This is a genomic window from Mycolicibacter engbaekii (genome assembly GCF_002101585.1).
Lineage (GTDB): Bacteria > Actinomycetota > Actinomycetes > Mycobacteriales > Mycobacteriaceae > Mycobacterium > Mycobacterium engbaekii.
On the sequence record NZ_LQOT01000031.1, the window covers coordinates 50,244 to 76,614 of the forward strand.

Sequence of the window (26,371 nt, forward strand, 5' to 3'; positions counted from 1 at the left end):
CGCCATGCCCTCCCAGATCGTCGTCGCCGGAGCCGTCGTCGCGCCGTCGCCGGCGGGGCCTGCGGTGCTGATCGCGCAGCGTCGCCGCCCACCGGAGCTGGCCGGTCGCTGGGAGCTGCCGGGCGGCAAAGTCATGCCCGGCGAGAGCGAACCGGCCGCCTTGGCGCGCGAGCTCGGCGAAGAACTGGGCCTGGACCCCGAGGCGATCACCGTGGGGGAACGCCTGGGCGCGGATGTGGTGCTGAACCCGCAGATGATCCTGCGCGCCTACCTTGTACGGCTCAGCGCCGGCGAGCCGCAGCCGCATGACCATCAGGCCCTGCGCTGGGTGACGGCTGTGCAACTGCTCGACGTTGACTGGGTACCTGCCGATCGGGCTTGGCTGTCCGAGCTGGCTCGGGCACTCTGGTGAAAACGCTCTGTTAAATCTCGCCCTGCAAAAGGGTCGTTGAGCGATATATCCCGCTACGCTGGTGTTTCGGGCCTGAAATGGTGTGCGGCGGCTCCGGACTGCACATGACCCGTCGGAGCGCGGCTACCGCCTAAGGAGATCCCGATGACACGTACAGCGCGACCGCCCACCGCGCACATCGGAGGGCCGTTCGAGCAACTGCTCGGACGCAGCGGCCGGTTCTTCACCCCCGGCCAGGTCTCGCCGGACGGGCGCACCGTCACCCGTCGGGGTGGGCGCGCGGCCGACGTCTTCTACCGGGACCGCTGGAGTCACGACAAGGTGGTGCGGTCCACCCACGGGGTCAACTGCACCGGATCGTGCTCCTGGAAGATCTTCGTCAAGGACGGCATCATCACCTGGGAGAACCAGGCCACCGACTATCCCTCGGTGGGCCCGGACCGCCCCGAATACGAACCCCGCGGCTGCCCGCGCGGCGCCTCGTTCTCCTGGTACTCCTACTCGCCGACCCGGGTCCGCTACCCCTACGCCCGCGGCGTGCTGGTGGAGATGTTCCGCGAGGCCAAGGCGCGCCTGGGCGACCCGGTGGCGGCCTGGGCGGACATCCAGGCCGATCCCGAGCGCCGGCGCACCTACCAGCAGGCGCGCGGCATGGGCGGGCTGGTTCGGGTGAGCTGGGCCGAGGCCACCGAGATGGTCGCCGCGGCCCACGTGCACACCATCAAAACCCATGGGCCCGACCGGATCGCGGGGTTCTCGCCGATTCCGGCGATGTCGATGGTGTCCTATGCCGCCGGGTCGCGCTTCATCCAGCTGCTCGGCGGGGTGATGTCGTCGTTCTACGACTGGTACGCCGACCTGCCGGTCGCCTCACCTCAGGTGTTCGGCGACCAGACCGACGTCCCGGAGTCCGGGGACTGGTGGGACGCGGCGTATCTGATGATGTGGGGCTCCAACGTCCCGATCACCCGCACCCCCGACGCGCACTGGATGGCCGAGGTGCGTTACCGGGGCACCAAGGTGGTCTCCGTCAGCCCGGACTACGCCGACAACACCAAATTCGCCGACGAGTGGATGCCCTGTGCGGCCGGCACCGACGGCGCACTGGCCATGGCGATGGGCCACGTGATCCTCACCGAGTGCTACGCCGAACGCGAAGTCCCGTTCTTCGCCGACTTCGTGCGCCGCTACACCGACCTACCCTTCCTGATCAAACTGGAGTCCCGCGACGGCCGGCTGGTTCCGGGCAAGAACCTGACCGCCGCCGACCTGGGCGGAGAGCTTGCGGCAACAGAGAACTCGGCGTTCAAGCCGGCCCTGCTCGACGAGGTCACCGACGCCGTGGTGGTACCGCACGGCTCGCTGGGCTTCCGCTGGGGCGACGACGGCATGGGCAAGTGGAACCTCGACCTCGGCGAGCTGCGGCCGGCGTTGAGCGTCAAAAGCCCCGCGGCGCGCAACGGCGATCAACCCACCGCCCTGGTCTGGCTGCCCAGCTTCGACACCGTGACCGGCCACGGCACCGCTGTCGAACGCGGGGTCCCGGTGCGCCAGGTCGGCGAGCACCTGGTCTGCACGGTGTTCGACCTGATGCTGGCCAACTATTCGGTGCGCCGGCCCGGGCTGCCCGGCCAGTGGCCCACCGGATACGACGACGCCACACAGGTCAACACCCCGGCCTGGCAAGAGCCGATCACCGGTGTCTCGGCCGCCCAGGCGATTCGAGTCGCCCGCGAATTCGCCCGCAACGCCGAGGAATCCGGCGGCCGCTCGATGATCATCATGGGCAGCGGCATCTGCCAGTGGTTCCACGGCGACGCCACCTACCGGGCGGTCCTGGCGTTGCTGATGCTCACCGGCGCGATGGGCCGCAACGGCGGCGGCTGGGCACACTATGTCGGCCAGGAAAAGGTGCGCCCGCTGACCGGATGGCAGACCATGGCCACCGGCAATGACTGGTCGCGGCCGCCGCGCCAGGTGCCGGGCACCTCGTATTGGTACGCACACACCGATCAGTGGCGCTACGACGCCTACGGGGCGGACAAACTCGCAACGCCGCTGGGGCGCGGCCGATTCGACGGCCGGCACACCATGGACATCCTGGCCTCGGCCACGGCCATGGGGTGGAGCCCGTTCTATCCGCAGTTCGACCGCTCCACGCTGGAGGTGGCCGACGAGGCCGCCGCCGCCGGTCGCGACGCCGGCGACTACGTCGCCGAGCGACTCGCCTCCGGTGAGCTCAAACTCGCGGTCACCGATCCCGACGACCCGGCGAACTGGCCGCGGGTGCTGACGGTGTGGCGGGCCAACCTGATCGGGGCGTCCGGCAAGGGCGGAGAGTACTTCCTCAAGCATCTGCTGGGCACCGACGCCAGCGTGATCGGACAGCCGCCCACCGGCGGGGTCAAACCGGCCGATGTGCGCTGGGACCGCGACATTCCGGAGGGCAAGCTCGACCTGCTGATGTCGATCGACTTCCGGATGACCTCGACCACCTTGCTCTCCGACATCGTGCTGCCGGCGGCCACCTGGTATGAGAAGGCCGACCTGTCGTCGACGGACATGCATCCCTACGTGCACTCGTTCAGCGCCGCGATCGACCCGCCCTGGGAGACCCGCAGCGACTACGACGCCTTCGGGGCGATCGCCCGGACATTCAGCGCGCTGGCGGCCAAGCACCTGGGCGTCCGCGATGACGTGGTCCTCACCGCCATGGCGCACGACACCGCCGATGCGATGGCCTGCCCCGACGGCACCGAGCGCGACTGGCTGCGCAGCGGCCAGACGCCGATTCCGGGCAAGACCATGCCGAACGTGACGGTGGTGCAACGCGACTACACCGCGATCTTCGACAAGTGGCAGTCGTTGGGGCCGCTGGTGGACACCCTCGGAATGACCACCAAGGGCTACACGGTCTTCCCGAACGAAGAGGTCGAGGACCTGGCCGCCCGCTTCGGGGTGCTGACGTCCGGGGCGGGGGAGGGGCGCCCGGCGCTGACCACCGCGACGCGGATGTGCGACACCGTGCTCGCGTTGTCGGGCACCACCAACGGCCGGCTGGCGACCGAGGGTTTCCGGGAGCTGGAGAAGCGCACCGGCCGGCAGCTGGCGCACCTGTCGGAGGGCAGTGCGGAGAAGCGGATCACCTACGCCGACACCCAGGCGCGCCCGGTGCCGGTGATCACCAGCCCGGAGTGGTCCGGTAGCGAGACCGGCGGGCGGCGTTACGCGCCCTTCACCATCAACATCGAGTGCCTCAAGCCGTTTCACACCCTGACCGGCCGGATGCACTTCTACACCGCCCACGACTGGATCGAGGAGCTCGGCGAACACCTGCCGGTATACCGCCCGCCGCTGGACATGGTGCGGCTGTTCGACGCCCCCGAACTGGGTGCGGCCGCAGACGGCATCGGCATTACCGTGCGCTACCTGACGCCGCATTCGAAGTGGTCCTTCCACTCCACCTACCAGGACAACCTGTACATGCTGTCGCTGTCGCGGGGCGGCCCGACCATGTGGATGAGCCCCGGCGATGCCGCGAAAATCGGTGTCAGGGACAACGACTGGATCGAAGCGGTCAACGTCAACGGGGTGTTCGTCGGACGCGCGATCGTCAGCTCGCGGATGCCCGACGGGGTGGTGTTCGTCTATCACGTGCAGGAACGCACCGTCGACACCCCGCGGGCCGAGACCAACAACAAGCGGGGCGGCACGCACAACTCGCTGACCAGAATCCGGGTCAAGCCCAGTCATCTCGCCGGGGGCTACGGCCAGCACGCGTTCGGGTTCAACTATCTGGGCCCGACTGGAAACCAGCGCGACGAGGTGACCGTGGTGCGGCGGCGCAGTCAGGACGTGAGGTACTGACCATGAAGGTGATGGCGCAGCTGGCCATGGTGATGAACCTGGACAAATGTATTGGTTGCCATACCTGTTCGGTGACGTGCAAACAGGCCTGGACCAACCGCGAGGGCACCGAATACGTCTGGTTCAACAACGTCGATACCCGCCCCGGCGGGGGCTATCCACGCACCTACGAAGACCAGAGTCGCTGGAAGGGCGGCTGGACCAAGGACCGCAAGGGCCGGCTGCGGTTGCTGGCCGGCGGCCGCGTGCACAAGCTGCTGAACATCTTCGCCAACCCCAACCTGCCGCAGCTGACCGACTACTACGAGCCGTGGACCTACGACTACGAGAACCTCACCGCGGCACCGCTGGCCGACACCATCCCGGTCGCCGAGCCCAAGAGCTCGATCACCGGCGAGCCCCTGAAGATCCAGTGGGGCCCCAACTGGGACGACAACCTGGCCGGCGCGCCCGAAAACCTGGTCAACGACCCGGTCCTGGCGAAGGTCAGCGACCGGATCACCAGCGAGCTCAAAGAGACCTTCATGTTCTACCTGCCACGGATCTGCGAGCACTGCCTGAACCCGTCGTGCGTCGCGTCGTGCCCGACGGGGGCGATCTACAAGCGCGAAGAAGACGGCATTGTGCTCGTCGACCAGGACCGCTGCCGCGGCTGGCGGCTGTGCGTGTCGGGATGCCCCTACAAGAAGGTGTACTTCAACCACAAGACCGGCAAGGCCGAGAAGTGCCACTTCTGTTACCCGCGCATCGAAGTCGGGCTGCCGACCGTCTGCTCGGAGACCTGTGTCGGCCGGCTGCGCTACATCGGCCTGGTGCTCTACGACGCCGACAAGGTGCTCGAGGCGGCGTCGGTCGACAACGACGCCGATCTGTATCACGCGCAGTGCGAGGTGTTCCTCGACCCGACCGACCCGGCGGTAATCGCCGGAGCGCGGGCCGAGGGGATCTCCGACACCTGGATCGAGGCCGCCGCGCGTTCGCCGATCTACGCGCTGATCAACACCTTTCGAGTGGCGTTGCCGCTGCATCCGGAGTACCGCACCATGCCCATGGTCTGGTACATCCCGCCGCTGTCGCCGGTGGTCGACGCGGTCAGCCGGGACGGCCACGACGGCGAGGATCTGGGCAACCTGTTCGGGGCGCTGGAGGCGTTGCGCATCCCGATGGCCTACCTGGCCGAACTGTTCAGCGCCGGCGACACCGCGGTGGTCGAGAGCGTGCTGCGCCGGCTCGCTGCGATGCGCTCCTATATGCGCGACATCAGCTTGGGACGGGACACCCAGCCGCACATCCCCGCCGCGGTCGGCATGACCGAAGAGCAGATGTACGACATGTATCGCTTGCTGGCGATCGCGAAGTACGAAGAGCGCTATGTGATTCCCACTGCCTACAGTCAGCAGGCGCACGACCTGGAGCACCTGGGATGCTCGATCACCGGCGGGCCGGACGCACAGGATCCGTTCGTCGGCGCCGGTGTCGGAGAGGCCGCGAAATCCTCGTTTCACCTGGTGGAAAACGGGCACGCGCAACGTCCCCAGGGCCGGACCAACCTGCTCAACTGGGGCGGCGGCCAGCGGGCCGTGCCGGAGATGTTCCCGGAGCGACACTGATGCGATTCCGGCTCCCACCTCGGCGCCCGGCGGGCGGACCCGCCGACCGGGCGGTGTGGCAGGCCGCGTCGCTGCTGCTGTCCTACCCCGACGAGCACCTGCCGCGGCGGCTCGACACCGTCGAGGCGCTGCTGGTCCACGCCGGGCCGCCGGCGGCGTTGTTGCGGCGCACGGCGAGTGCCCTGCGCGCCGCGGACCCGATGGCCGCCGCCGCCGACTACGTCGAGACCTTCGACATGCGCCGGCGCGCCACGATGTTGCTGACCTACTGGACCGGCGGCGACACCCGCAACCGCGGGATGCAGATGCTGGCGTTCGCCCACGCCTACCGCGACGCCGGCGTGCAGCCGCCGGCCGGGGAGGCGCCCGACTACCTGCCGGTGGTTCTGGAGTTCGCCGCGACGGTGGACCCCGCGGCCGGACGCCGGCTGCTGCTGGCCCACCGTGCGCCCATCGACGTCGTGCACCGGGCGCTGACCCAGGCGGGATCGCGGTATGCCTTCGCCGTGGGCGCGGTCTGCCAGACGCTGCCGGAGGCAACCGATCAGGAGGTGCAGCAGGTGCGTGCGCTGATGGAGTCCGGACCGCCGGCCGAAGCCGTCGGACTGCAGCCGTACACGGCGGCCGTCTCGCTCGGAATGCCCACGGTGCCGGCCCGATGACCCTGATCAGCGACGCGGAGCTGTGGTGGGACATCGGTCCCTATTTCGTGCTGGCCGTCGCCGGGGTGGCCACCTGGTGGCGGTACCGCTACGACAAGTTCGGCTGGACCACGCGGTCGTCGCAGCTCTACGAGTCCAAACTGCTGCGCATCGGCAGCCCGATGTTCCACTTCGGAAGCTTTGTGGTGATCGCCGGTCACGTCATGGGCCTGCTGGTGCCGGAGTCGTGGACTCGCGCTGCGGGGATGAGCGATCGCCTTTACCATGTACAAGCGATGATTCTGGGGATTCCGGCCGGCCTTGCGACCCTGGTCGGCGTCGGCCTGCTGATCTACCGCCGCCGCACCGAGCGTTCGGTGTTCAAGGCCACCAGCGTCAACGACAAACTCATGTACGCGGTGCTGGTCTGCGCTCTGGTGGCCGGCATGTGCTGCACCCTGATGGGCACCACAGCCTACGGCGAAGACCACGATTACCGGGAGACCGTGTCGGTCTGGTTCCGGTCGATCCTCACGCTGCACCCGCGGGGCGACCTGATGCTGGCGGCGCCGCTGTACTTCCAGATCCACGTGATGATCGCGCTGGCCCTGTTCGCGCTCTGGCCGTTCACCCGGCTGGTGCACGCGTTCAGCGCGCCGTTCGGCTACCTGTTTCGGCCCTACATCGTCTACCGCAGCCGCGACGCAGCAAGGAGGAATCAACCCATGGGTTCACGACCGCAGAGGAGGGGCTGGTGAGGATTCGCACGGCGCTGATGACCGTGATCGGCGGGGTGTGTCTGGCGGCGCCGGCGTATGCCGAACCCGGGGACGCCGACTCCGCCCTGTTGACCTCTCTGCAGGCGGCCGGGATCACCTACACCAATGCCGATCAAGTGATCGTCACCGCGAAACTGGTGTGCGAGCTGATCGCCGAAGGTAAGCCCAGCCCGCAGGTGCTCGAGGGTCTCAAGTCCCGCAATCCCGGCCTGACAACCGAGCACGGAGCCCAGTTCGTGGGGATCGCCGCGCAGGTGTACTGCCCGGATCAGCTGGTGCGCAACGGCGCGGCGGGCACGACGTAGCGAATCCGAATAAGGTGACGGGCGTGCCCCTGCCTGACGAGGTCTACTCCCGGCTGCTTGCCTTCCGCACGCGGCTGCGCCGGTTCGAGCGGTGGAGTGCCGACCAGGCCCAGGCGGCTGGGCTCACCCCGGCGCAGCACCAATTGCTGCTGGCGGTACGGGGCCACAGCGACCCGCGGGGACCGACGGTGGGCGACATCGCCGAGTACCTGTTGCTGCGGCATCACAGTGCCGGCGAGCTGATCCAGCGGGCTGAAAGCGCCGGTCTGGTCACCCGGGTACGCGACAGCGAAGATCAGCGGGTGATCCGGCTGCAGCTCACCGAAACGGCCGCCCAGTGCCTGCAGGCGCTCACCGAACTGCACCTCAAAGAGCTCGAGAGGTTCTCCGCGGAGTCCCCCCTGGGACTGTGACATCGGTTTCACCTTTTCGCGATTGACAGGGTGCGCTGGCAGAATCGCCCGGTGAACTTTCGTAACGTCGCCATCGTCGCGCACGTAGACCACGGCAAGACGACTCTGGTCGACGCCATGCTCCGCCAGTCCGGTGCACTCGCCGCCGAGCGCGGTGAGGCCCAAGAGCGGGTGATGGACTCCGGTGACCTGGAGCGGGAAAAGGGCATCACGATCCTGGCCAAGAACACGGCCGTGCATCGTCACCATGCCGACGGGTCGGTCACCGTCATCAACGTGATCGACACCCCCGGCCACGCCGACTTCGGCGGCGAGGTGGAGCGCGGGCTGTCGATGGTCGACGGTGTGGTTCTGCTGGTCGACGCATCCGAGGGGCCGCTGCCGCAGACCCGGTTCGTGCTGCGCAAGGCCCTGGCCGCGCACCTGCCGGTCATCCTGGTGGTCAACAAGACCGACCGGCCCGACGCCCGCATCGCCGAGGTGGTCGAGGCCAGCCACGATCTGCTGCTGGATGTGGCCAGCGACCTCGACGACGAGGCGCAGGCCGCTGCCGAGCACGCCCTGGGGCTGCCGACGCTGTACGCATCCGGTCGTGCCGGCGTGGCCAGTACCACCGCGCCCGCCGACGGCTCGATCCCCGACGGTGACAACCTCGACCCCCTGTTCGACGTGCTGCTCGAGCACGTGCCGCCGCCGTCGGGTGACCCGGAGGCGCCGCTGCAGGCGCTGGTCACCAACCTCGACGCCTCGGCGTTCCTGGGCCGGCTGGCCCTGATCCGGGTGTACAACGGCCGCATCCGCAAGGGCCAGCAGGTCGCCTGGATGCGCGAAGTCGACGGCGAAGAGGTGACCACCACGGCCAAGATCACCGAGCTGCTGGTCACCGTGGGCGTCGAACGCACTCCCACCGACGAGGCGTCCGCCGGCGACATCGTCGCCATCGCCGGGATCGGCGACATCATGATCGGCGACACCCTCGCCGACCTCGCCGCGCCCCGCGCCCTGCCGCGTATCACCGTCGACGAGCCGGCGATCTCGGTGACCATCGGCACCAACACCTCGCCGCTGGCGGGCAAGGTCTCCGGTCACAAGCTGACCGCGCGCATGGTGAAGTCCCGGCTGGACACCGAACTGATCGGCAACGTCTCGATCCGGGTCGTCGACGTCGGCCGCCCGGACGCCTGGGAGGTGCAGGGCCGTGGCGAACTGGCGCTGGCCATCCTCGTCGAGCAGATGCGCCGGGAGGGCTTCGAGCTGACCGTCGGCAAGCCGCAGGTGGTGACCCGCAAGATCGACGGCAAAGTGCACGAACCCTTCGAGCACCTGACCGTCGACTGCCCGGAGGAATACGTGGGCGCCATCACCCAGCTGGCGGCCGCTCGCAAGGGGCGGATGACCGAGATGGCCAACCACACCACCGGGTGGGTGCGAATGGAGTTCATCATCCCCAGCCGTGGCCTGATCGGCTGGCGCACCGACTTCCTCACCGAGACCCGCGGCACCGGCATCGCCAACGCGGTGTTCGAGGGCTACCAGCCGTGGGCCGGCGAAATCCGCGCCCGCCACACCGGATCCCTGGTCTCCGACCGGGCCGGGACCATCACACCGTTCGCGCTGATCCAACTGGCCGACCGCGGGCAGTTCTTCGTCGAGCCGGGCCAGGACACCTACCAGGGCATGGTGGTGGGCATCAACCCGCGGGCCGAAGACCTCGACATCAACGTCACCAAAGAGAAGAAGCTGACCAACATGCGCTCCTCGACGGCCGACGTGATGGAGACGCTGGCCCGGCCGATCGAACTCGACCTGGAGCAGGCGATGGAGTTCTGCGCCGCCGATGAGTGCGTGGAGGTCACCCCGGAGGTCATCCGCGTCCGCAAGGTCGAACTGGACTCGACGCTGCGGGCTCGCAGTCGCGCCCGGGCCAAGAATCTCTAGGGCCGCCGCGCCGGGTGGGCGCGCTGTCCGACGGTCTTCGCGCCGTCATCGCCACCCGGATACCCTGATGTCCGTGCCGAGACCAGCCCGCCGCAGCCGTGTCACGGCGGGCGCCCTGGCTCTGACGACGACGCTGGTGCTCACCCAGGCCACCTCGGCGTGCACGGTCAATCCGCCGCCCGCACCGCAGAGCACGGAGACGACGAAGAGCACGGCGCCCCCGCCGCCGCGGATCAGCCAGATCATCATGGGCATCGACTCCATCGGGGCGGGCTTCAACCCCCACCTGCGTTCGGACCTGTCGGCGGTCACCGCCGCGGTCAGCGCCCTGGTGTTGCCCAGTACGTTCCGGCCGGTCCCGGACCCCGCCACGCCCACCGGGTCGCGCTGGGAGATGGATCAGAACCTGTTGGTGTCGGCCCAGGTGACCGCCGAAGCGCCGTTCACGGTGACTTACCGGATCCGCCCGGAGGCATCCTGGACCGACAACGCGCCGATCGCCGCCGACGACTTCTGGTACCTGTGGCAGCAGATGGTCAGCCAGCCCGGCGTCGTCGACCCGGCGGGCTATGACCTGATCACCGGGGTGCACTCCGTCGAGGGCGGCAAGCAGGTGGTGGTCACCTTCTCCAAGCCCTATCCCGCCTGGCGGGAGCTGTTCAACAACATCCTGCCGGCGCACATCGTCAAAGACGTGCCCGGCGGTTTCCCGGCGGGCCTGGCCCGGGCACTGCCGGTGACCGGCGGACAGTTCCGGGTGGAGAACATCGACCCGCAGCGCGACGCGATACTGCTGGCCCGCAATGACCGCTACTGGGGCCCGCCGGCCAAGCCGGACCTGGTCCTGTTCCGTCGCGCCGGGTCGGCCGCGGCGCTGGCCGACTCCATCCGCAACGGCGACACCCAGGTCGCGCAGGTGCACGGCGGCGCGGCGGTGTTCGCGCAGCTGTCGGTGATTCCCGGCGTACAGACCACCCGGCTGGTCGCCCCCCGGGTGATGCAGCTGGCGCTGCGGGCGGGGGAACCCAAGCTGGCCGACGTCCGGGTTCGCCGGGCCATTCTGGGTCTGCTCGATGTCGGCCTGCTGGCCACGGTGGGGGCCGGCAGCGACAACACCGTGACCTTGGACCAGGCCCAGGTCCGGACGCCCAGCGATCCCGGCTACGTGCCCACCGCGCCACCGGCCATGTCGGAATCGGCGGCGCTGGCGTTGCTGCAGGCGGCCGGCTACCGGGTCGAGAAGGACGCGCCGCCGTCGGCGCTGGTTCCCCCCGCCGGGGCGGCCAGCACCCTGCCGCAGGCGCCGGAGATCACCCGGGGACGCATCAGCAGGGACGGCGAACAGCTGTCGCTGGTCATCGGGGTGGCGGCCAACGACCCGACCTCACTGGCGGTGGCGAACACCGCCGCCGACCAGTTGCGCAACGTCGGCGTCGCCGCCACCGTGCTGGCCCTGGACCCGGTGAAGCTCTATCGCGAGGCGCTGGTCACCCACCAGGTGGACGCGATCGTGGGCTGGCAGCAGGCCGGTGGCGATCTGGCGACGCTGCTGGCGTCGCGTTACGGCTGCGGCGCGCTGGCCCCCACCGCGGTGCCCACCTCGGGCAGCCCGGTGCCGGCGCCGTCGGGGACGGCGGCACCGCGTTCCCCGGCGCCGGCCGCCGGACCGGCCGCGCCCAGCTCAACAACCCCGCCGCCGCGCACGCCGGCGCCGGGCACGCTGGTGCAGGCGCCGTCCAACATCACCGGGGTGTGCGATCACGCCATCCAGGATGAGATCGACGCGGCCCTCGACGGAGGCAAACCCATCGGCGAGGTGATCGCCTCGGTCGAACCACGGCTGTGGAACATGGCGACGGTGTTGCCGATTCTGCAGGACACCACCATCGTCGCCGTCGGTCCCAGCGTGACCAACGTCAGCCTGACCGGCGCGGTGCCCGTGGGAATCGTCGGCGAAGCCGGCAACTGGGTAAAACTGCCCTGAATTCCCCCGGCTGGTCCGGTTTAAACCGTCATGCCTGCTCAGGCCGGTCGGCGCCGCGTCGGCGGCATGCTTCGGCCCCGGAAAACCGGCCTACCTAACGACTTGTGCACAGCCAATTCTTGGGTAAGATTAAGCAACCTGCGCGGGAAACGTCGGAGGGGGTTTGGGTATGGAACAACTCGCTCACCGCTGCCTCTCAGTGGCGGCTGCAGCTCTGTGTGTCGGCGGCCTGGTGGGAGTGCTCACCTCCCTGACACCGGTCCTGCCCGATCAGCAGATCCGCGACATCGACCTGGCGGCAGCGAACGTCGACGTCGGCCCGGGACTCGAGATCATCGACAACCACGTCCGCCCCGACATCGTCGGCAGCGGCGACGGCGACGACGGCCAGTTCATCGACCTGGGCTCGATGCTCTATGGAAGCGGTGACGACGCGTGGGGTGTCGGCACGGCGATGAGCACCGCCGACCTGGACGAAACGCTGCTGACCGAGCTGGCCGGCGGCAATTTCGACCCGCAGACTCTGCTGCTCGGGTCGCCGTTCGCCGCATACATCGGGGGTGTCGAAATCCCGGGTGCCGGAACGTTCAACGGTGTGGCCGAGCAGGCCGCCAACAACGTCGCCGCCAACATGATGGCCGGGTTCAGCATGTTCCTCAACGTCGTCCCGGAGACGCAGCAGGCGCTGAACGCCCTCATCACCACGACGCAGCTGGAGTTCAACCTCGCCCTCGTCGCCGCGCAGCAGGCCGCCGCCGACCGGCTGTTCGGCGACAGCCCCGAACTCTACGAAGCCGTCAACTGGATCTTCAGCATCAACAACTCGGTGCTGGCGCAGAACCAGGAGATGTTCAACTCCATGATGGGCATCAGCTACGACACCCGCCCGATCCTGCTGGGCAACTTCGACCTGACCGAGCCGGACTGGGACGCGCTGTTTGCGATGGGTTCGGAGGAGTTCAACGAGATCATCGAGGCCCTGCAGGCCGACAACCTGGCGCTGCTGCTGGGCAGCATCGACTGGGAGGGCCTGATCGCCGGCATGTTCTGAGCGGCCGCCAGGGCCGGCGGTTCATTTGCTCGTGCGGCGGTAGGGTTTCGGCGTGTCCGATCGGATTCCCCGGCTGGTGTTCGTGCATGCCCATCCCGATGACGAAACGCTGACGACCGGCGCCACCATCGCCCACTACGCCGCCCGCGGCGCCCAGGTTCATGTGGTGACCTGCACGCTCGGGGAGGAAGGGGAGGTCATCGGGGACCGTTGGGCGCACCTGACGGTGGACCGGGCCGACCAGTTGGGCGGCTACCGCATCGGTGAGCTGACCGCGGCGCTGCGGGCGCTGGGAGTCGGTCCGCCGCAATTTCTCGGCGGTGCCGGGCGCTGGCGCGACTCGGGGATGACGGGCACCCCCGCCCGGCGTCACCAGCGGTTCATCGACGCCGACGACACCGAGACCGTCGGGGCGCTGACGGCCCTGATCCGGAAGGTCCGCCCGCATGTGGTGGTCGGCTACGACCCGCACGGCGGCTACGGCCACCCCGACCACATCCATGCCCATCGCGTCACCACCGCGGCGCTGGCCGCAGCGCAGGCCGACGCCGGCGACCCGGGCTGGGCGACGCCGAAGTTCTACTGGACGGTGACGGCCGGCAGCGCCAGAAGGGCCGCGTTGCGCCGGCTGCGCGACGACGACCGCCTGCCGCACTGGACGCCGGGGGCCGACGATTTCTCCGACGCCGTGGGGGACTACGCCGACGACCGGATCGACGCGGTGATCGAGGCTCCGGAGTCGCGCGCCGCCAAAGTGGCGGCCATGGCCGCCCACGCCACCCAGATCACCGTCGGTCCGACCGGTCGCGCGTTCGCGCTGTCGAACAACGTGATCCAGCCGGTCCTGGACAGCGAGCACTACGTGCTGGCCGCCGGCGCGGCCGGCCCGCGCGACGCCAGGGGATGGGAGACCGATCTGCTGGCGGGACTTGAGTTCGGCGGCCACCCGCACCGGGTAAGCTCCTGCTGAGCAAGTCACCCGACGCAGAGGCAGGCGTAGGCATGGATCCCGATCTGGACCCCAACTTGGAGCACTGGCAGTGGTGGCTGGACAGCTTCCAGTGGATGGTCGGTTCAATGGTCAGCCAGCTGGACAGCATCCCGACTTGAGCCGAGGCGCGTCGCCCACCGAGCCCGCGACGCCTACCGACAGTCCGGCGTTCACCTTCGTCGTGCTGGCCCTGCTGGCCGTTGACGGAGCGCTCTGCGCCGTGGCCACCGCACTGCTGCTGCCCGCCCACATCGGTTCCGTTCCCTTTCCGCTCAGCGCTGTGATCGGGGGACTGGTCAACGCCGGTCTGGTGTGGGTGGCGCTGCGGTGCACGCCCTCGCTGCGCCTGGCCGTGCTGCCGCTGTGGGCGTGGTTGCTGACGATCGCGCTGATGACCCTGGGCGGTCCGGGAGATGACCTCATCTTCGCCGACCGGGGTGTGATGGCCTACGGCGTGCTGCTGATGATCGTGTTGGGCAGCGCGCCGGCGGGATGGCTGCTGTGGCGGTGCCGCCAGCCCGCACCGTCGACGGCCAGGTGATCCCGGCGGACCGCCGGGCCCGGTGTGCGCTCACCGGGACGCCGATGACGGCGGCTACTGTGGCGGTTATGGCATGCGCGAGATTCCGGATGCGGGTGACGCGCGGATGACGAACCCGTCGGCCCTGCGCCGCGTCCTGCGACGAGCCCGCGACGGCGTGCTGCTCAATGTCGAGGAAACCGCGATAGCCCTGACCGCTCGCGGCAGCGATCTGGTGGACCTGTGCGCCAGTGCCGCCCGGGTCCGCGACGCCGGCCTGGTGTCGGGAGGCCGGCGCGGGCCGGGTGGACGGCTTCCGGTCAGCTACTCGCGCAAGGTTTTCATCCCGGTCACCCATCTGTGCCGCGACACCTGCCACTACTGCACCTTCGTCACGGTTCCTGGGGTGCTGCGGGCCCAGGGCAAGCAGATGTATCTGGGACCCGACGAGATTCTCGACATCGCCCGCCGCGGTGCCGAGTTGGGCTGCAAGGAGGCGCTGTTCACCCTGGGCGACCGGCCCGAGGAACGCTGGCCCGAAGCGCGACAGTGGCTCGACGAGCGCGGCTATGACAGCACGCTGGCCTATCTGCGGGCGATGGCCATCCTGGTGCTGGAGGAGACCGGGCTCCTGCCGCACCTCAACCCCGGCGTGATGAGCTGGTCGGAGATGTCGCGGCTCAAGCCGGTGGCTCCGTCGATGGGCATGATGCTCGAGACCACCTCCCGGCGGCTGTTCGAGACCAAGGGCCTGGCGCACTACGGCAGTCCGGACAAGGATCCGGTGGTGCGCCTGCGTGCGCTGGCCGACGCGGGACGGCTGTCCATCCCGTTCACCACCGGCCTGTTGGTCGGCATCGGCGAGACGCTCGCCGAGCGGGCCGACACCCTGCACGCGATCCGCAAGGTGCACAAGGAATTCGGGCACATTCAAGAAGTCATCGTGCAGAACTTCCGGGCCAAGGAGCACACCGCTATGGCGGCGACGCCCGACGCGGGTTTCGAAGACTTCCTGGCCACCGTGGCAACGACCCGACTGGTGCTGGGCCCCAAGATGCGGGTGCAGGCGCCACCGAACCTGGTGTCGGCCGACGAATGCCTGGCGCTGATCGGCGCCGGTGTCGACGACTGGGGCGGGGTGTCGCCTCTGACCCCCGACCACGTCAATCCGGAGCGGCCCTGGCCGGCCCTGGACGACCTGGCGCAGATCACGCGGCAGGCCGGCTATGACCTGGTGCAGCGGCTCACCGCCCAGCCCGACTACGTCCTGGCCGGTGCGGCGTGGATCGACCCGCGGGTGCGCCCGCACGTCGCTGCGCTGGCCGACCCGGACACCGGCTGGGCACGCGACGTCAACCCGATGGGACTGGCCTGGCAGGAACCCGACGAAGTGCAGTCCGCCGGCCGGGTGGATCTGCACACCGCGATCGACATCGACGGCCGGGCCACCGCGACGCGCAGCGATCTGGGCAGCGCGTTCGGGGACTGGGAGTCCATCCGCGAGCAGATCCACCAGCTGGCGGCCCGGGCGCCCGAGCGCGTCGACACCGATGTGCTGGCGGCGCTGCGGTCAGCCGAACGCGACCCCGCCGGCTGCACCGACGCCGAGTATCTGGCGCTGGCCACCGCCGACGGTCCCGCCCTGGATGCGGTTGCCGCCTTGGCCGACGCCCTGCGGCGCGACACCGTCGGCGATGACGTGACCTACGTGGTCAACCGCAACATCAACTTCACCAACATCTGTTACGTCGGCTGCCGATTCTGCGCATTCGCCCAGCGCAAAGGCGACGCCGACGCCTTCTCGCTGTCCAATGCCGAGGTCGGCGAACGCGCCTACGAGGCCTACCTGGCCGGCGCGACCGAGGTCTGTATGCAGGGCGGGATCGACCCGGAGCTGCCGGTCACCGGTTACGCCGACCTGGTCCGCGCGGTCAAAGCGCGAGTGCCGTCGATGCACGTGCACGCGTTCTCGCCGATGGAGATCACCAACGGGGTCTCCAAGAGCGGCTTGAGCGTCCGGGAGTGGTTGACCAGCCTGCGCGAGGCGGGGCTGGGCAGCATTCCGGGCACCGCCGCCGAAATCCTCGACGACGAGATCCGCTGGGTGCTGACCAAGGGCAAGCTGCCGACCTCGACGTGGGTCGAGGTGGTCAGCACCGCGCACGAGGTGGGACTGCGGTCCAGCTCGACCATGATGTACGGCCACATCGATTCCCCGCGGCACTGGATCGGACACCTGCGGGTGCTGCGCGGCATCCAGGACCGCACCGGGGGTTTCACCGAGTTCGTGCCGCTTCCGTTCGTACACCAGAGTTCGCCGCTGTATCTGGCGGGCGGGTCGCGGCCCGGTCCCAGTCACCGCGACAACCGCGCCGTGCACGCCTTGGCGCGCATCATGTTGCACGGTCGCATCGCCAACATTCAGACCAGCTGGGTCAAGCTGGGTGCGGAGCGCACGCAGGTGATGCTCAACGGCGGAGCCAACGACCTGGGCGGCACCCTGATGGAGGAGACCATCTCCCGGATGGCGGGCTCCGAGCACGGGTCGGCCAAAACCATCGCGGAGCTGACGGCCATCGCCGAGGGGATCGGCCGCCCGGCGCGCCAGCGCACCACCGACTACGCGCCGGTGCCGTCCCGGGCCGAGACCGCCTAAAGGCGGGCGGCCAGCTCGGTGCCCTGCCGGATGGCGCGCTTGGCGTCGAGCTCGGCGGCCAGCTTCGCCCCGCCGATCAGGTGCGGCGTCACGCCGCGCTCCCGCAAGCCGTCCTCGAGGTCGCGCACCGATTCCTGCCCGGCGCAGATCACCACGTTGTCCACGGCCAGGACCTGCGGGCGGGCCTTCTTCGGGCCGAAGCTGATGTGCAGCCCGTCGTCGTCGATGCGGTGGTAGTTCACCCCGGAGAGCTGGCGGACGTTCTTGGCCTTCAGCGAGGCGCGGTGCACCCAGCCGCTGGTCTTGCCCAAGGTGCGGCCCTGGGGGCCGGCGGTGCGGGCCAGCAGGTAGACCTCGCGGGCCGGCGGGACCGGGTCCGGCGCGATCAGCGCGCCCCGGGCCTCCCAGGGGTCGGCCGCACCCCATTCGGCTTTCCACTCTTTGAGGTGCAGGCCCGCAGCGGACTCCGGTGAGTCCAGGACCAGGAATTCACTGACGTCGAAACCGATCCCGCCGGCACCCACCACCGCCACCGAACGGCCCACCGGCCGGCCCGCGATCGCCTGGGCGTAGGTCATCACCATCGGGTGCTCGATGCCCGGGATCGCCGGAACCCGCGGGGTGACCCCGGTGGCCAGCACCACCTCGTCGAAGCCGGTCAACTCCTGGGCCTGGGCGCGGCGGCCCAGGTGCACCGTCACCGCGTACCTGTCCAGCATGGTGGTGTAGTAGCGGATGGTCTCGGCGAACTCCTCCTTGCCCGGAATCCGCCTGGCCAAGTCGAATTGGCCGCCGAGGAAGGCGTTCGCCTCGAACAGCGTCACCTCGTGGCCGCGCTCGCCGGCCGACACCGCCGTCGCCAACCCGGCCGGCCCGGCGCCCACCACCGCGATACGCCGGCGCCGCCGCGCGGGGCCGAGCACCAGCGTGGTCTCGTGACCGGCGCGGGGGTTGACCAGGCAGGAGACCTTCTTGTGCACGAAGGCGTGGTCCAGGCAGGCCTGATTGCATGCGATGCAGGTATTGATCTCGCCGGCCCGGCCGGCGGCGGCTTTGGTCACCCAATCCGGATCCGCCAGCATCGGGCGGGCCATCGAGATCAGGCGCACCGAGGTCTGCGCGAGGATCTGTTCGGCCGCCTGCGGCATGTTGATCCGGTTGGAAGCCACCACCGGGATCCTCACGTGGTCGGCGACCGCGCTGCTGATGTCGACGAAGGCGTTGTTGGGCACCGACGTCACGATGGTCGGCACCCGCGCCTCGTGCCAGCCGAAGCCGGAGTTGATCAAGGTGGCGCCGGCGGCCTCGACTTCGGTTGCCAGCGCGAGGATCTCCTCCCAGCTCTGGCCGTCCTCGACGTAATCGGCCATCGACATCCGGTAGCAGATGATGAAGTCGTCGCCCACCGCCGCGCGGGTGCGCCGCACGATCTGCACCGGCAGGCGGCGCCGGTTGGCGGCCGTACCGCCGTAGCCGTCGGTGCGCCGGTTGGTGCGCGGGGCCAGGAACTGGTTCAGCAGATAGCCTTCGCTGCCCATGATCTCCACACCGTCGTAGCCGGCCTCGCGGGCCAGTTCCGCGGCGCGGGCGAAGTCGGCGATGGTCGACTCGACTCCGCGGGTGGACAACGCCCGTGGCCGGAAGGGGTTGATCGGTGCCTTGATGCTCGAGGCGCTGACCGAAAACGGGTGGTAGGCATAGCGGCCCGCGTGCAGGATCTGCAGCGCGATCTTCCCGCCGGCGTCGTGCACGGCATCGGTGATGCGGCGATGGCGCCGGGCGTCGGCCCGGGTGGTCATGGCCGAGGCGAACGGCAGCAGCCAGCCCGACCGGTTCGGGGCGTAGCCGCCGGTGATGATCAGTCCCACCCCGCCGCGGGCCCGCGCGGCGAAGTACTCGGCCAGCTTTCCGGTGTCGGCGGCGCGGTCTTCCAAGCCGGTGTGCATCGAGCCCATGACCACCCGGTTGGACAGGGTGGTGAAGCCCAGGTCCAGCGGGGTCATCAAGATCGGGTACGGGTTGGTGGATTGTGTTGTCACGCTGCCCCTTCGCCTCAGTGCCTGTCTGCCCGCAGTGCCGCGCCGACTTCGTCGAGCCAGTCGATCGCGCTTTCCTCGGCCCGGATACCGCCGCGCAGAACCAGGTACTGATGCAGTGCGGTGCCGGTCAGCGAGCCGGGATCGGGGAATTGCTTCTTCTCCAGCGCGCGGTAGACGTCCAGGCGCTGCGCACGTTCGGCGCGCAGGTCCGCGGCCTGCTCGCGCACCGCGGCGAGGTCACCGGCACCGGCTCCGCGGAGCTTGACCGCCAGTTCGCGCAGCCGGTTGTCGACCACCGAGCTTCCGCGCCCGGCCAGCGGCGCAGCGATCCAGCGGGCCAGTTCGGCGCGGCCGGCCTCGGCGACGGTGTAGACCTTCTTGTCCGGGCGGCCCCGTTGGGCGACCTCGGTGACCTGCACCCAGCCGTCGGCCTCCATGGCGCGCAGGGTCCGGTAGATCTGCTGGTGGGTGGCGCTCCAGAAGTAGCCGATCGAGCGGTCGAAGCGGTGCGCGAGTTCATAGCCCGAGCCGGACTGCTCGTTCAGCGACACCAGGATCGCGTGGGGAAGCGCCACGCGACCGAGCTTAGGCAGGCAGAACGCCCATATGCAACTAGTTGCAGTGCAACTGTGTGCATAGCGGGCCTGCGGCGGGCCGGGGACCTGCTGGTGGCTGCCGCCCACCGGGGGCCTCTACTATCAGAAACCGATGAATCCACCGTGCGTCGCCGCAGCCTCGTGAGCCCCGTCACCGGCGGCAGGTCGGCCGCCTTGCCCACCTTCCCGTGGGACACCCTGGCCGAGGCGACCGCGCTGGCCAGATCCCACCCCGACGGCATCGTCGACCTGTCCGTCGGCACCCCGGTCGACCCGGTGGCCGACGTCATCCGCGACGCCCTGGCGGCCGCCTCGTCGGCGCCGGGCTATCCCACCACCGCCGGCACCGCGGCCCTGCGCACGGCGGCGGCCGGCGCCCTGCACCGTCGCTACGGCATCACCGGGCTCACCGAATCGGCGGTGCTGCCGGTGATCGGCACCAAAGAGCTGATCGCCTGGCTGCCGACCCTGCTCGGCCTCGGCGAGCAGCAGGTGGTCGTGGTCCCCGAGCTGGCCTACCCGACCTATGAAGTGGGTGCCCGGCTGGCCGGTGCGCGGTGGGTGCGCAGCGATGCCCCGCAGCTGCGCGACGGACCGCCGCCGGCCCTGGTGTACCTGAATTCGCCGAGCAACCCGACCGGGGCGATCCTGGGCGAAAAAGAGTTGCGAGCCGTGGTCGACTGGGCCCGCGAACACGACGTGCTGGTGGTCTCCGACGAGTGCTACCTGGGCCTGGGGTGGGACGCCGAACCGCGGTCGGTGCTGCACCCGGCGGTCTGCGACGGCGACCACCGCGGCCTGCTGGCGGTGCATTCGCTGTCGAAGACCTCCTCGCTGGCGGGGTACCGGGCCGGATTCGTCGCCGGGGACGCCGCGGTGGTGGCCGAATTGCTGGCGGTGCGCAAACACGCCGGGATGATGGTGCCCACCCCGATCCAGGCGGCCATGGTCGCTGCGCTCGACGACGACGCACACGAACATGAGCAGCGCGAGCGGTACGCGCGCCGCCGTGCGATGCTGCTGCCGGCGATCCAGGCGGCCGGGTTCACCGTCGAGCTGTCCCAGGGCGGGCTCTACTTGTGGGCGACCCGCGGCGAGCCCTGCCGCAGCAGCGTCGAGTGGCTCGCCCAGCGCGGCATTCTGGTGGCGCCCGGCGAGTTCTACGGGCCGGCCGGCGCGCAGCACGTGCGGGTGGCGCTCACCGCCACCGACGAGCGGATCGCCGCCGCGGCGGCACGGCTGAGTTAGCCGGGCCCGGTCACGCAGTCGGCGGTGAGGATCCGCTCGATGGCATCATGTTCGGCCTGGGTGACCCACAGGCCGTAGCCGGACTTGACCGCGACGATCCGCGAGACGTACACGCACCGGTAGGACCTGTTGGGCGGCAACCAGGTCGCCGCGTCGCCGTCGCCCTTCTGTTCGTTGACCGGCCCGCTGGTGGCCTGCAGGTTCAGCGGATCATTGGCGAAGTTGCGCCGGGTGACCTCGTCCCACTGCTGGGCCCCCTTCTGCCAGGCGTCCGACAGGGCCACGACGTGGTCGACCTGCACCGCCCGGGAGGTCTCCCTGCCCCGCTGGAAGGCGACCACCGCACCGCTGTAGGGATCGGTCAAAACACCCGCGAGCACCACACACCCGTTGGTGCCCGGCTTGATCTCGGTGTCGGTCAGATCCCGGCGCAGGATGTCGTTGCGGGTATCGCAACCGTTGTGGCCGTAGGGAACCGTCACGTCGTCGCTCCAGGCCGGCCCGAACTGTGCGCGGTGATACCCGGTCTTGGGAGCCCGCCCCTTGATCGGCAGGGCCGCGAGCAGGGTCAGCGCGGCGGGACCGTCCGCGGTGTCGGCGACCGGCTCGGCGGAGGCCACGGCCGGCCCGAGCAGCAGCACCACCCCCGCGGCTGCCAGGGCAGCCGCCCACCCCGGCCGCCGGTGTTGCCGATCGCCCACGCCGCCTCCCTGGCTCTGCCGGTTGGCGGGCAGGCTACCAGTGCGCTGCGACAGGCTCGGGCGCCGAGACCCGGCGCGCAATAGGGTGGGGCAGTGCTCATCGATCCCGAAGTCGCCGAGGCGCTGGCCGCCGGGCGCGCGGTCGTGGCGCTGGAGAGCACCATCATCACCCACGGACTGCCGCGCCCGGACAACCTGCGCATCGCCCGCGAGATCGAGAACGCGGTGCGGGCCGGCGGGGCGGTGCCGGCAACCATCGCGATGGTGGGCGGCGAGCCCCACATCGGTCTCGACGACGAGGCGCTGTACCGCATCGCCACATCCGGCACCGCGGTGAAGGTCAGCGTCCGCGAGCTGGCCATGCTTGCCGCCGCGGGCGGCGACGGGGCGACCACGGTCGCCGCGACCGCCCATCTGGCCGCCGCGGCCGGCATCACCGTGTTCGCCACCGGCGGACTCGGCGGCGTGCATCGCGGGGCGCGGGAGAACTGGGACGAATCGGCGGACCTGACGGCGCTGTCGCGCACCCCGGTGCTGGTGGTGTGCTCGGGGGTGAAGTCGCTACTGGACATCGGCGCCACCCTGGAGCGGCTGGAGACGCTGGGTGTGGGCGTGATCGGCTACCGGACCGACCGGTTTCCGGCCTTCTACCTGGCCGACTCCGGCCACCGGATCGACTGGCAGGTGGGCGATCCCGAGCAGGTGGCCGCTGTGCTGCACGCCCGAAGCCGGCTGGGCACCGAAGGCTACGGCCTGGTGCTGGCGAACCCGATCGCCCGCGAGGCCGAACTCGACCGCGCGCTACACGATCGGGTGCTGGCCGAGGGGCTGGCCGCCGCCGAGGCGCAGGGCGTCCGCGGCAAAGACGTCACGCCGTTTCTCCTCGAGCACTTTCACCAGGCAACTCAGGGCGCATCGGTGGACGCCAATGTCGCTCTGGTACTGGCCAATGCGCGCCTGGCGGGGCAGGTGGCCGTCGCCTACGCGGGCCGCTGAGGCCCGCGGCGCTCAGCTGCTGCGCACCCTGGCGATGCACATCTCGGGCTCGACGAACGGCTCCAACTGCGCGCTGCCGCCGGGAGCGCCCTCGGCGTTGAGCAGCCCCCGCAGCAGGCCCAGGTGCATGGCGCAGCTGACCTCGGGATGCGACTGGGCCATGTCGCGAACCGGGCATCCGGAGAGCAGGATCGTGCGGTGGCCCGGGTCGCCGTCAGCGCCGGGCGCCGGCGCCGCGAGTTCGGCACCGAAGCCCATGCGCGCAAAGATTCCGGTGATCCGCTCGGCGCAGTCGCCGATGCCCGTGGCCGGACCCGATCCGTTCGTCGTGGGGTCGTGCGAGTCCAGAATGCGGTCCGCCCAGCGCCGACCCGCCCGCTCGGCGCGTACCCGGCGCTCCTCAACGGTCTCGCCCAGCTCCATCGCCAGGATCTCGGCGAGGCTGCGGTAGTCCAGCCGGTCCCGCACCGCCACGTAACCGGTGCGGGGGCGTCCGACGCCGTCCCGTTTGATCCGGGTCCGTGCGACCGCCCCGTCTTCGCACAACGCGTCCAGGTGGAACCGAACGGTGGTGACGTGCAGGTGCATCCGTTCGGCGAGCTCGGCGGCGTCGACGGCGCCGCTGGCCGCTCCCACCAACCGCAGCACTCGTTCCCGCTGCTGGTTCCGGGGTAACCGCTGACTGCGATGGGTTCCGCGCCGCTGGCCGGACTCGTCGTGCATGAAGTCCCTCTCGTTGAGGAGTCGTCCACGAATTGCAGGAGCTGATTCGTTGATACCACTTACGGCGGTCGGCCGCCTTTCGAGCGGTCGGCCGGGCCCGCGACACCGACGGGGGTAACGTCCCCCGAATGCTGCTGACCTCGCTGGCCGACGACGGCTCGAACGCCTCGGACATCGCCGATGCGGTGCGTATCGACAACACCTTACTGAGCCGCGCGGAGTTGAGCGGGGCCGGAGCCGCGGTGCTCGCAGACCTTGCCGGGGTGTCGCGGGTCGCGGTGTCGGCCACCCCGACGGCGCAGACGGTGCTGGCGGTCGCCGGATGCCTGCTCGCCGGGGTGCAGGTGGTGCCGGTTCCCGCCGACGTCGGCGCCGCCGAGCGCCAGCACATGCTGCGCGATTCGGGGGCGCAGGCCTGGCTGGGGGAGCGGCCCGACGACCTCGCCGGTCTGCCGCACTTCGCGGCCCGTGCCGGATCGCCGCAGCGGCCGGCCGAACCGCCGGAAGACGACACCGCGCTGATCATCTACACCTCCGGCACCACGGGCCCGCCCAAAGGCGTCCAGTTGAGTCGGCGCGCGCTCGCGGCGGACCTCGACGCGCTGGCGCAGGCGTGGCAGTGGAGCCCGGATGATGTCTTGGTGCACGGCCTGCCGATGTACCACGTGCACGGACTGGTGCTGGGCCTGCTGGGATCCCTGCGGGTGGGCAACCGCTTCGTGCACACCGGCAAACCGTCGCCGCAGGCCTACGCCGCCGCGGGCGGCACACTGTATTTCGGGGTGCCCACCGTGTGGTCGCGGGTGGTGGCCGACGCCGGAGCCGCTGCGGCGCTGCGGCCGGCGCGGCTGTTGGTCTCGGGCAGCGCGGCGCTGCCGGTCCCGGTGTTCGACGCACTGGTCGCCCGGACCGGCCACGCGCCGATCGAGCGTTACGGCGCCACCGAGTCGCTGATCACCGTGAGCACCCGGGTCGACGGTGAGCGCCGGCCCGGATGGGTCGGTCTGCCGTTGCACGGGGTGCAGACCAAGCTCGTCGCCGACGACGGCGGCCCGGTGCCGCACGACGGTGCCACGATCGGGCGGCTGTCGGTGCGCGGACCGACGCTGTTCGAGGGATACCTCAACCGGCCCGAAGCCACGGCGGCGGCCTTCGACGCCGACGGGTGGTACCGCACCGGGGATGTGGCGGTGATCGACGCCGACGGCATGCACCGGATCGTGGGCCGCGAATCGGTCGACCTGATCAAGACCGGCGGCTTCCGGGTCGGGGCCGGGGAGATCGAGACCGCGTTGCTCGGTCATCCCGCGGTGTCCGAAGTGGCCGTCGTCGGCCTGCCCGACGACGATCTGGGGCAGCGGATCGTCGCGTTCGTGGTGCCCTCGCCGGACGGTGCCGCCCGGCCTGATGAACTGATCGACTATGTGGCTCAACAACTGTCGGTGCACAAGCGGCCGCGGGAGGTGCGGATCGTCGATGCCCTGCCCCGCAATGCGATGGGAAAGGTACTCAAGAAGGCGCTGCTGACGTAGGCTGGCGCGAATCGAAACCAGAAGGGCGGTCCCGTGAACCCTCCGAAGCGATTCAGTCTCGCCGCGGTGGCCGTCCTTGCCTGCGGGACGGTCCTGCTCGGTGGATGCTCGGCGGTGGACAAGGTCATCAACAAAGGTGGTGACACCACCTGCGGAGAGTTCAACGGCCACACCGACGAGAAGCAGCGCTCGGAAGTGTCCAAGATGCTCAAGGACGCCAAGGGCGGCGAGCCGTCGAACCTGGAGCTTTCCGGAACGCAGATCGCGGTCAGTGCTTACTGCAAGACGATCGGCAAAGACAGCGACAAGATCAGCAGGGCGATGCTGTAGCCGGCGCGCCTAGTTGGCGTGCAGGTCGGCGTTGAGCGCGATGCCCTGACCGTCGCGGGCCACCACCTCGACCGCGCCGGTCTGAGAGTTGCGGCGGAACAGCAGGTTGTTCCCCCCGGCCAGCTCACGGGCCTTGGTGATGGTGCCGTCGGGCAGCGTGACCTTGGTTCCCGCGGTGACATACAGGCCGGCCTCGACCACACAGTCGTCGCCCAGCGGGATCCCCAGCCCGGCGTTGGCTCCCAGCAGGCAGCGCTTGCCGATCGAGATGACCTGCGTGCCACCGCCGGACAGCGTTCCCATGATCGACGCGCCGCCGCCGACGTCGGAGCCGTCGCCGACCACCACGCCCGCCGAGATGCGGCCCTCCACCATCGAGGCGCCCAGCGTGCCGGCGTTGAAGTTGACGAAACCTTCGTGCATCACCGTCGTCCCCGACGCCAGGTGCGCACCCAGGCGCACCCGGTCGGCGTCGGCGATCCGCACGCCCGACGGCAGCACGTAGTCGACCATGCGGGGGAACTTGTCCACCCCGTAGACGGTCACCGGGCCGCGCCGGCGCAACCGGGCGCGGGTGGACTCGAAGCCCTCCACGGCGCACGGGCCGTAGTTGGTCCACACCACGTTGGTCAGCACCCCGAACAGGCCGCCGGCGTTGAGCCCGTGCGGCACCACCAGTCGGTGCGACAACAGGTGCAGGCGCAGGTAGGCGTCGTAGGCGTCGACGGCGGTGTCGTCCAGCGACGCGATCACCGTGCGCACCGCGACCGTCTCGGTACCGCGGTCCTCGTCACGGCCGATAAGACCGGCCAGGTCGGCGGGCACCTCGCCGGCGCCGAGCCGGATGGTTCCGGGCGCGCCCGAGCCGCCCAACTCCGGTGCGGGGAACCAGGTGTCGAGCACCGATCCGTCTGCGGCCAGCGTTGCGATTCCGACACCCGAAGCTCCAGTCACGCCGGTCAGGCTACCTTTTCCGCGAGCAGACGCAGAATCGCACGTTGAGGCGATTGCCCGTGCGATTCTGCGTCTGCTCGCGGGG

The 26,371-nt window shown here is 69.9% G+C and carries 21 protein-coding genes and 1 pseudogene; 17 read left to right on the plus strand and 5 right to left on the minus strand.

From position 1 onward, the window contains the following. The first annotated feature begins 4 nt into the window (after window positions 1-4). The 13 genes from AWC02_RS08785 (at window position 5) to AWC02_RS08845 (ending at window position 17,167) form a co-directional block, all read left to right on the plus strand. On the plus strand, window positions 5-412 hold the full coding sequence (locus AWC02_RS08785) for a (deoxy)nucleoside triphosphate pyrophosphohydrolase (protein WP_085128396.1): 408 nt from the start codon (window positions 5-7) through the stop codon (window positions 410-412). 144 nt (window positions 413-556) lie between these two features. Further along, window positions 557-4,279, plus strand: coding sequence for a nitrate reductase subunit alpha (locus AWC02_RS08790; protein WP_085128397.1), 3,723 nt, complete (start codon window positions 557-559; stop codon window positions 4,277-4,279). Window positions 4,280-4,281: 2 nt separating this feature from the next. Beyond that, on the plus strand, window positions 4,282-5,889 hold the full coding sequence (gene narH, locus AWC02_RS08795; protein WP_085128398.1) for a nitrate reductase subunit beta: 1,608 nt from the start codon (window positions 4,282-4,284) through the stop codon (window positions 5,887-5,889). Further along, complete coding sequence (gene narJ, locus AWC02_RS08800) at window positions 5,889-6,551, plus strand: nitrate reductase molybdenum cofactor assembly chaperone (protein ID WP_085128399.1); 663 nt, start codon at window positions 5,889-5,891, stop codon at window positions 6,549-6,551. Before narH ends, narJ begins: the two co-directional genes overlap by 1 nt. Further along, window positions 6,548-7,288, plus strand: a complete 741-nt coding sequence (gene narI, locus AWC02_RS08805; protein ID WP_237160397.1) for a respiratory nitrate reductase subunit gamma — start codon at window positions 6,548-6,550, stop codon at window positions 7,286-7,288. Before narJ ends, narI begins: the two co-directional genes overlap by 4 nt. Further along, window positions 7,285-7,614, plus strand: coding sequence for a DUF732 domain-containing protein (locus AWC02_RS08810; RefSeq protein WP_085128400.1), 330 nt, complete (start codon window positions 7,285-7,287; stop codon window positions 7,612-7,614). Before narI ends, AWC02_RS08810 begins: the two co-directional genes overlap by 4 nt. Before the next feature lie 23 nt (window positions 7,615-7,637). Next, window positions 7,638-8,027, plus strand: a complete 390-nt coding sequence (locus AWC02_RS08815) for a MarR family winged helix-turn-helix transcriptional regulator (RefSeq protein WP_085137078.1) — start codon at window positions 7,638-7,640, stop codon at window positions 8,025-8,027. A 51-nt stretch (window positions 8,028-8,078) separates the two neighbouring features. Further along, window positions 8,079-9,965 (plus strand): translational GTPase TypA, encoded by a 1,887-nt coding sequence (gene typA / locus AWC02_RS08820; protein WP_085128402.1) that lies wholly within the window; start codon window positions 8,079-8,081, stop codon window positions 9,963-9,965. Between the two features lie 67 nt (window positions 9,966-10,032). Then, window positions 10,033-11,949, plus strand: coding sequence for an ABC transporter family substrate-binding protein (locus tag AWC02_RS08825; protein ID WP_085128403.1), 1,917 nt, complete (start codon window positions 10,033-10,035; stop codon window positions 11,947-11,949). A 199-nt stretch (window positions 11,950-12,148) separates the two neighbouring features. Further along, on the plus strand, window positions 12,149-13,000 hold the full coding sequence (locus AWC02_RS08830) for a hypothetical protein (protein ID WP_133055614.1): 852 nt from the start codon (window positions 12,149-12,151) through the stop codon (window positions 12,998-13,000). A 52-nt stretch (window positions 13,001-13,052) separates the two neighbouring features. Next, complete coding sequence (mshB, locus tag AWC02_RS08835; protein WP_085128405.1) at window positions 13,053-13,970, plus strand: N-acetyl-1-D-myo-inositol-2-amino-2-deoxy-alpha-D-glucopyranoside deacetylase; 918 nt, start codon at window positions 13,053-13,055, stop codon at window positions 13,968-13,970. A 136-nt stretch (window positions 13,971-14,106) separates the two neighbouring features. After that, a complete protein-coding gene (locus AWC02_RS08840; protein ID WP_085128406.1) occupies window positions 14,107-14,532 on the plus strand; it encodes a hypothetical protein in 426 nt (141 codons plus the stop codon). Between the two features lie 73 nt (window positions 14,533-14,605). Beyond that, entirely contained in the window at window positions 14,606-17,167 is a 2,562-nt protein-coding gene (locus AWC02_RS08845) for a bifunctional FO biosynthesis protein CofGH (protein WP_207568024.1), read from the plus strand. On the opposite strand, the gene AWC02_RS08850 is transcribed toward AWC02_RS08845, so the two are convergent. Continuing rightward, entirely contained in the window at window positions 17,164-19,170 is a 2,007-nt protein-coding gene (locus tag AWC02_RS08850) for an oxidoreductase (protein WP_085128407.1), read from the minus strand. The two genes, AWC02_RS08845 and AWC02_RS08850, sit on opposite strands and share 4 nt — an antisense overlap. A 50-nt stretch (window positions 19,171-19,220) precedes the next feature. Continuing rightward, complete coding sequence (locus AWC02_RS08855; RefSeq protein WP_085128408.1) at window positions 19,221-19,781, minus strand: PadR family transcriptional regulator; 561 nt, start codon at window positions 19,779-19,781, stop codon at window positions 19,221-19,223. 162 nt (window positions 19,782-19,943) lie between these two features. On the opposite strand from AWC02_RS08855, the gene dapC reads away from it, so the two are divergent. Next, window positions 19,944-21,050, plus strand: a complete 1,107-nt coding sequence (gene dapC / locus AWC02_RS08860) for a succinyldiaminopimelate transaminase (protein WP_085128409.1) — start codon at window positions 19,944-19,946, stop codon at window positions 21,048-21,050. Between the two features lie 2 nt (window positions 21,051-21,052). Here the strand turns inward: dapC and AWC02_RS08865 are convergent. Continuing rightward, window positions 21,053-21,688, minus strand: a pseudogene (locus AWC02_RS08865) (HNH endonuclease family protein); the annotation flags it as partial. 156 nt (window positions 21,689-21,844) lie between these two features. Between AWC02_RS08865 and AWC02_RS08870 the strand changes: the two are divergent. Continuing rightward, the gene (locus AWC02_RS08870; protein ID WP_085128410.1) at window positions 21,845-22,747 is read left to right on the plus strand and encodes a pseudouridine-5'-phosphate glycosidase; all 903 of its coding nucleotides are present in this window, start codon (window positions 21,845-21,847) and stop codon (window positions 22,745-22,747) included. Between the two features lie 12 nt (window positions 22,748-22,759). Here AWC02_RS08870 and AWC02_RS08875 read toward each other — a convergent pair whose 3' ends face one another. Then, window positions 22,760-23,470 (minus strand): helix-turn-helix transcriptional regulator, encoded by a 711-nt coding sequence (locus tag AWC02_RS08875; protein ID WP_085128411.1) that lies wholly within the window; start codon window positions 23,468-23,470, stop codon window positions 22,760-22,762. Window positions 23,471-23,598: 128 nt separating this feature from the next. On the opposite strand from AWC02_RS08875, the gene AWC02_RS08880 reads away from it, so the two are divergent. Next, a complete protein-coding gene (locus tag AWC02_RS08880; protein ID WP_085128412.1) occupies window positions 23,599-25,002 on the plus strand; it encodes an acyl-CoA synthetase in 1,404 nt (467 codons plus the stop codon). A gap of 33 nt (window positions 25,003-25,035) precedes the next feature. Beyond that, a complete protein-coding gene (locus AWC02_RS08885; RefSeq protein WP_085128413.1) occupies window positions 25,036-25,332 on the plus strand; it encodes a hypothetical protein in 297 nt (98 codons plus the stop codon). A gap of 9 nt (window positions 25,333-25,341) precedes the next feature. Here AWC02_RS08885 and dapD read toward each other — a convergent pair whose 3' ends face one another. Then, the gene (gene dapD, locus AWC02_RS08890; RefSeq protein WP_109560945.1) at window positions 25,342-26,295 is read right to left on the minus strand and encodes a 2,3,4,5-tetrahydropyridine-2,6-dicarboxylate N-succinyltransferase; all 954 of its coding nucleotides are present in this window, start codon (window positions 26,293-26,295) and stop codon (window positions 25,342-25,344) included. Between the last annotated feature and the right edge of the window lie 76 nt (window positions 26,296-26,371).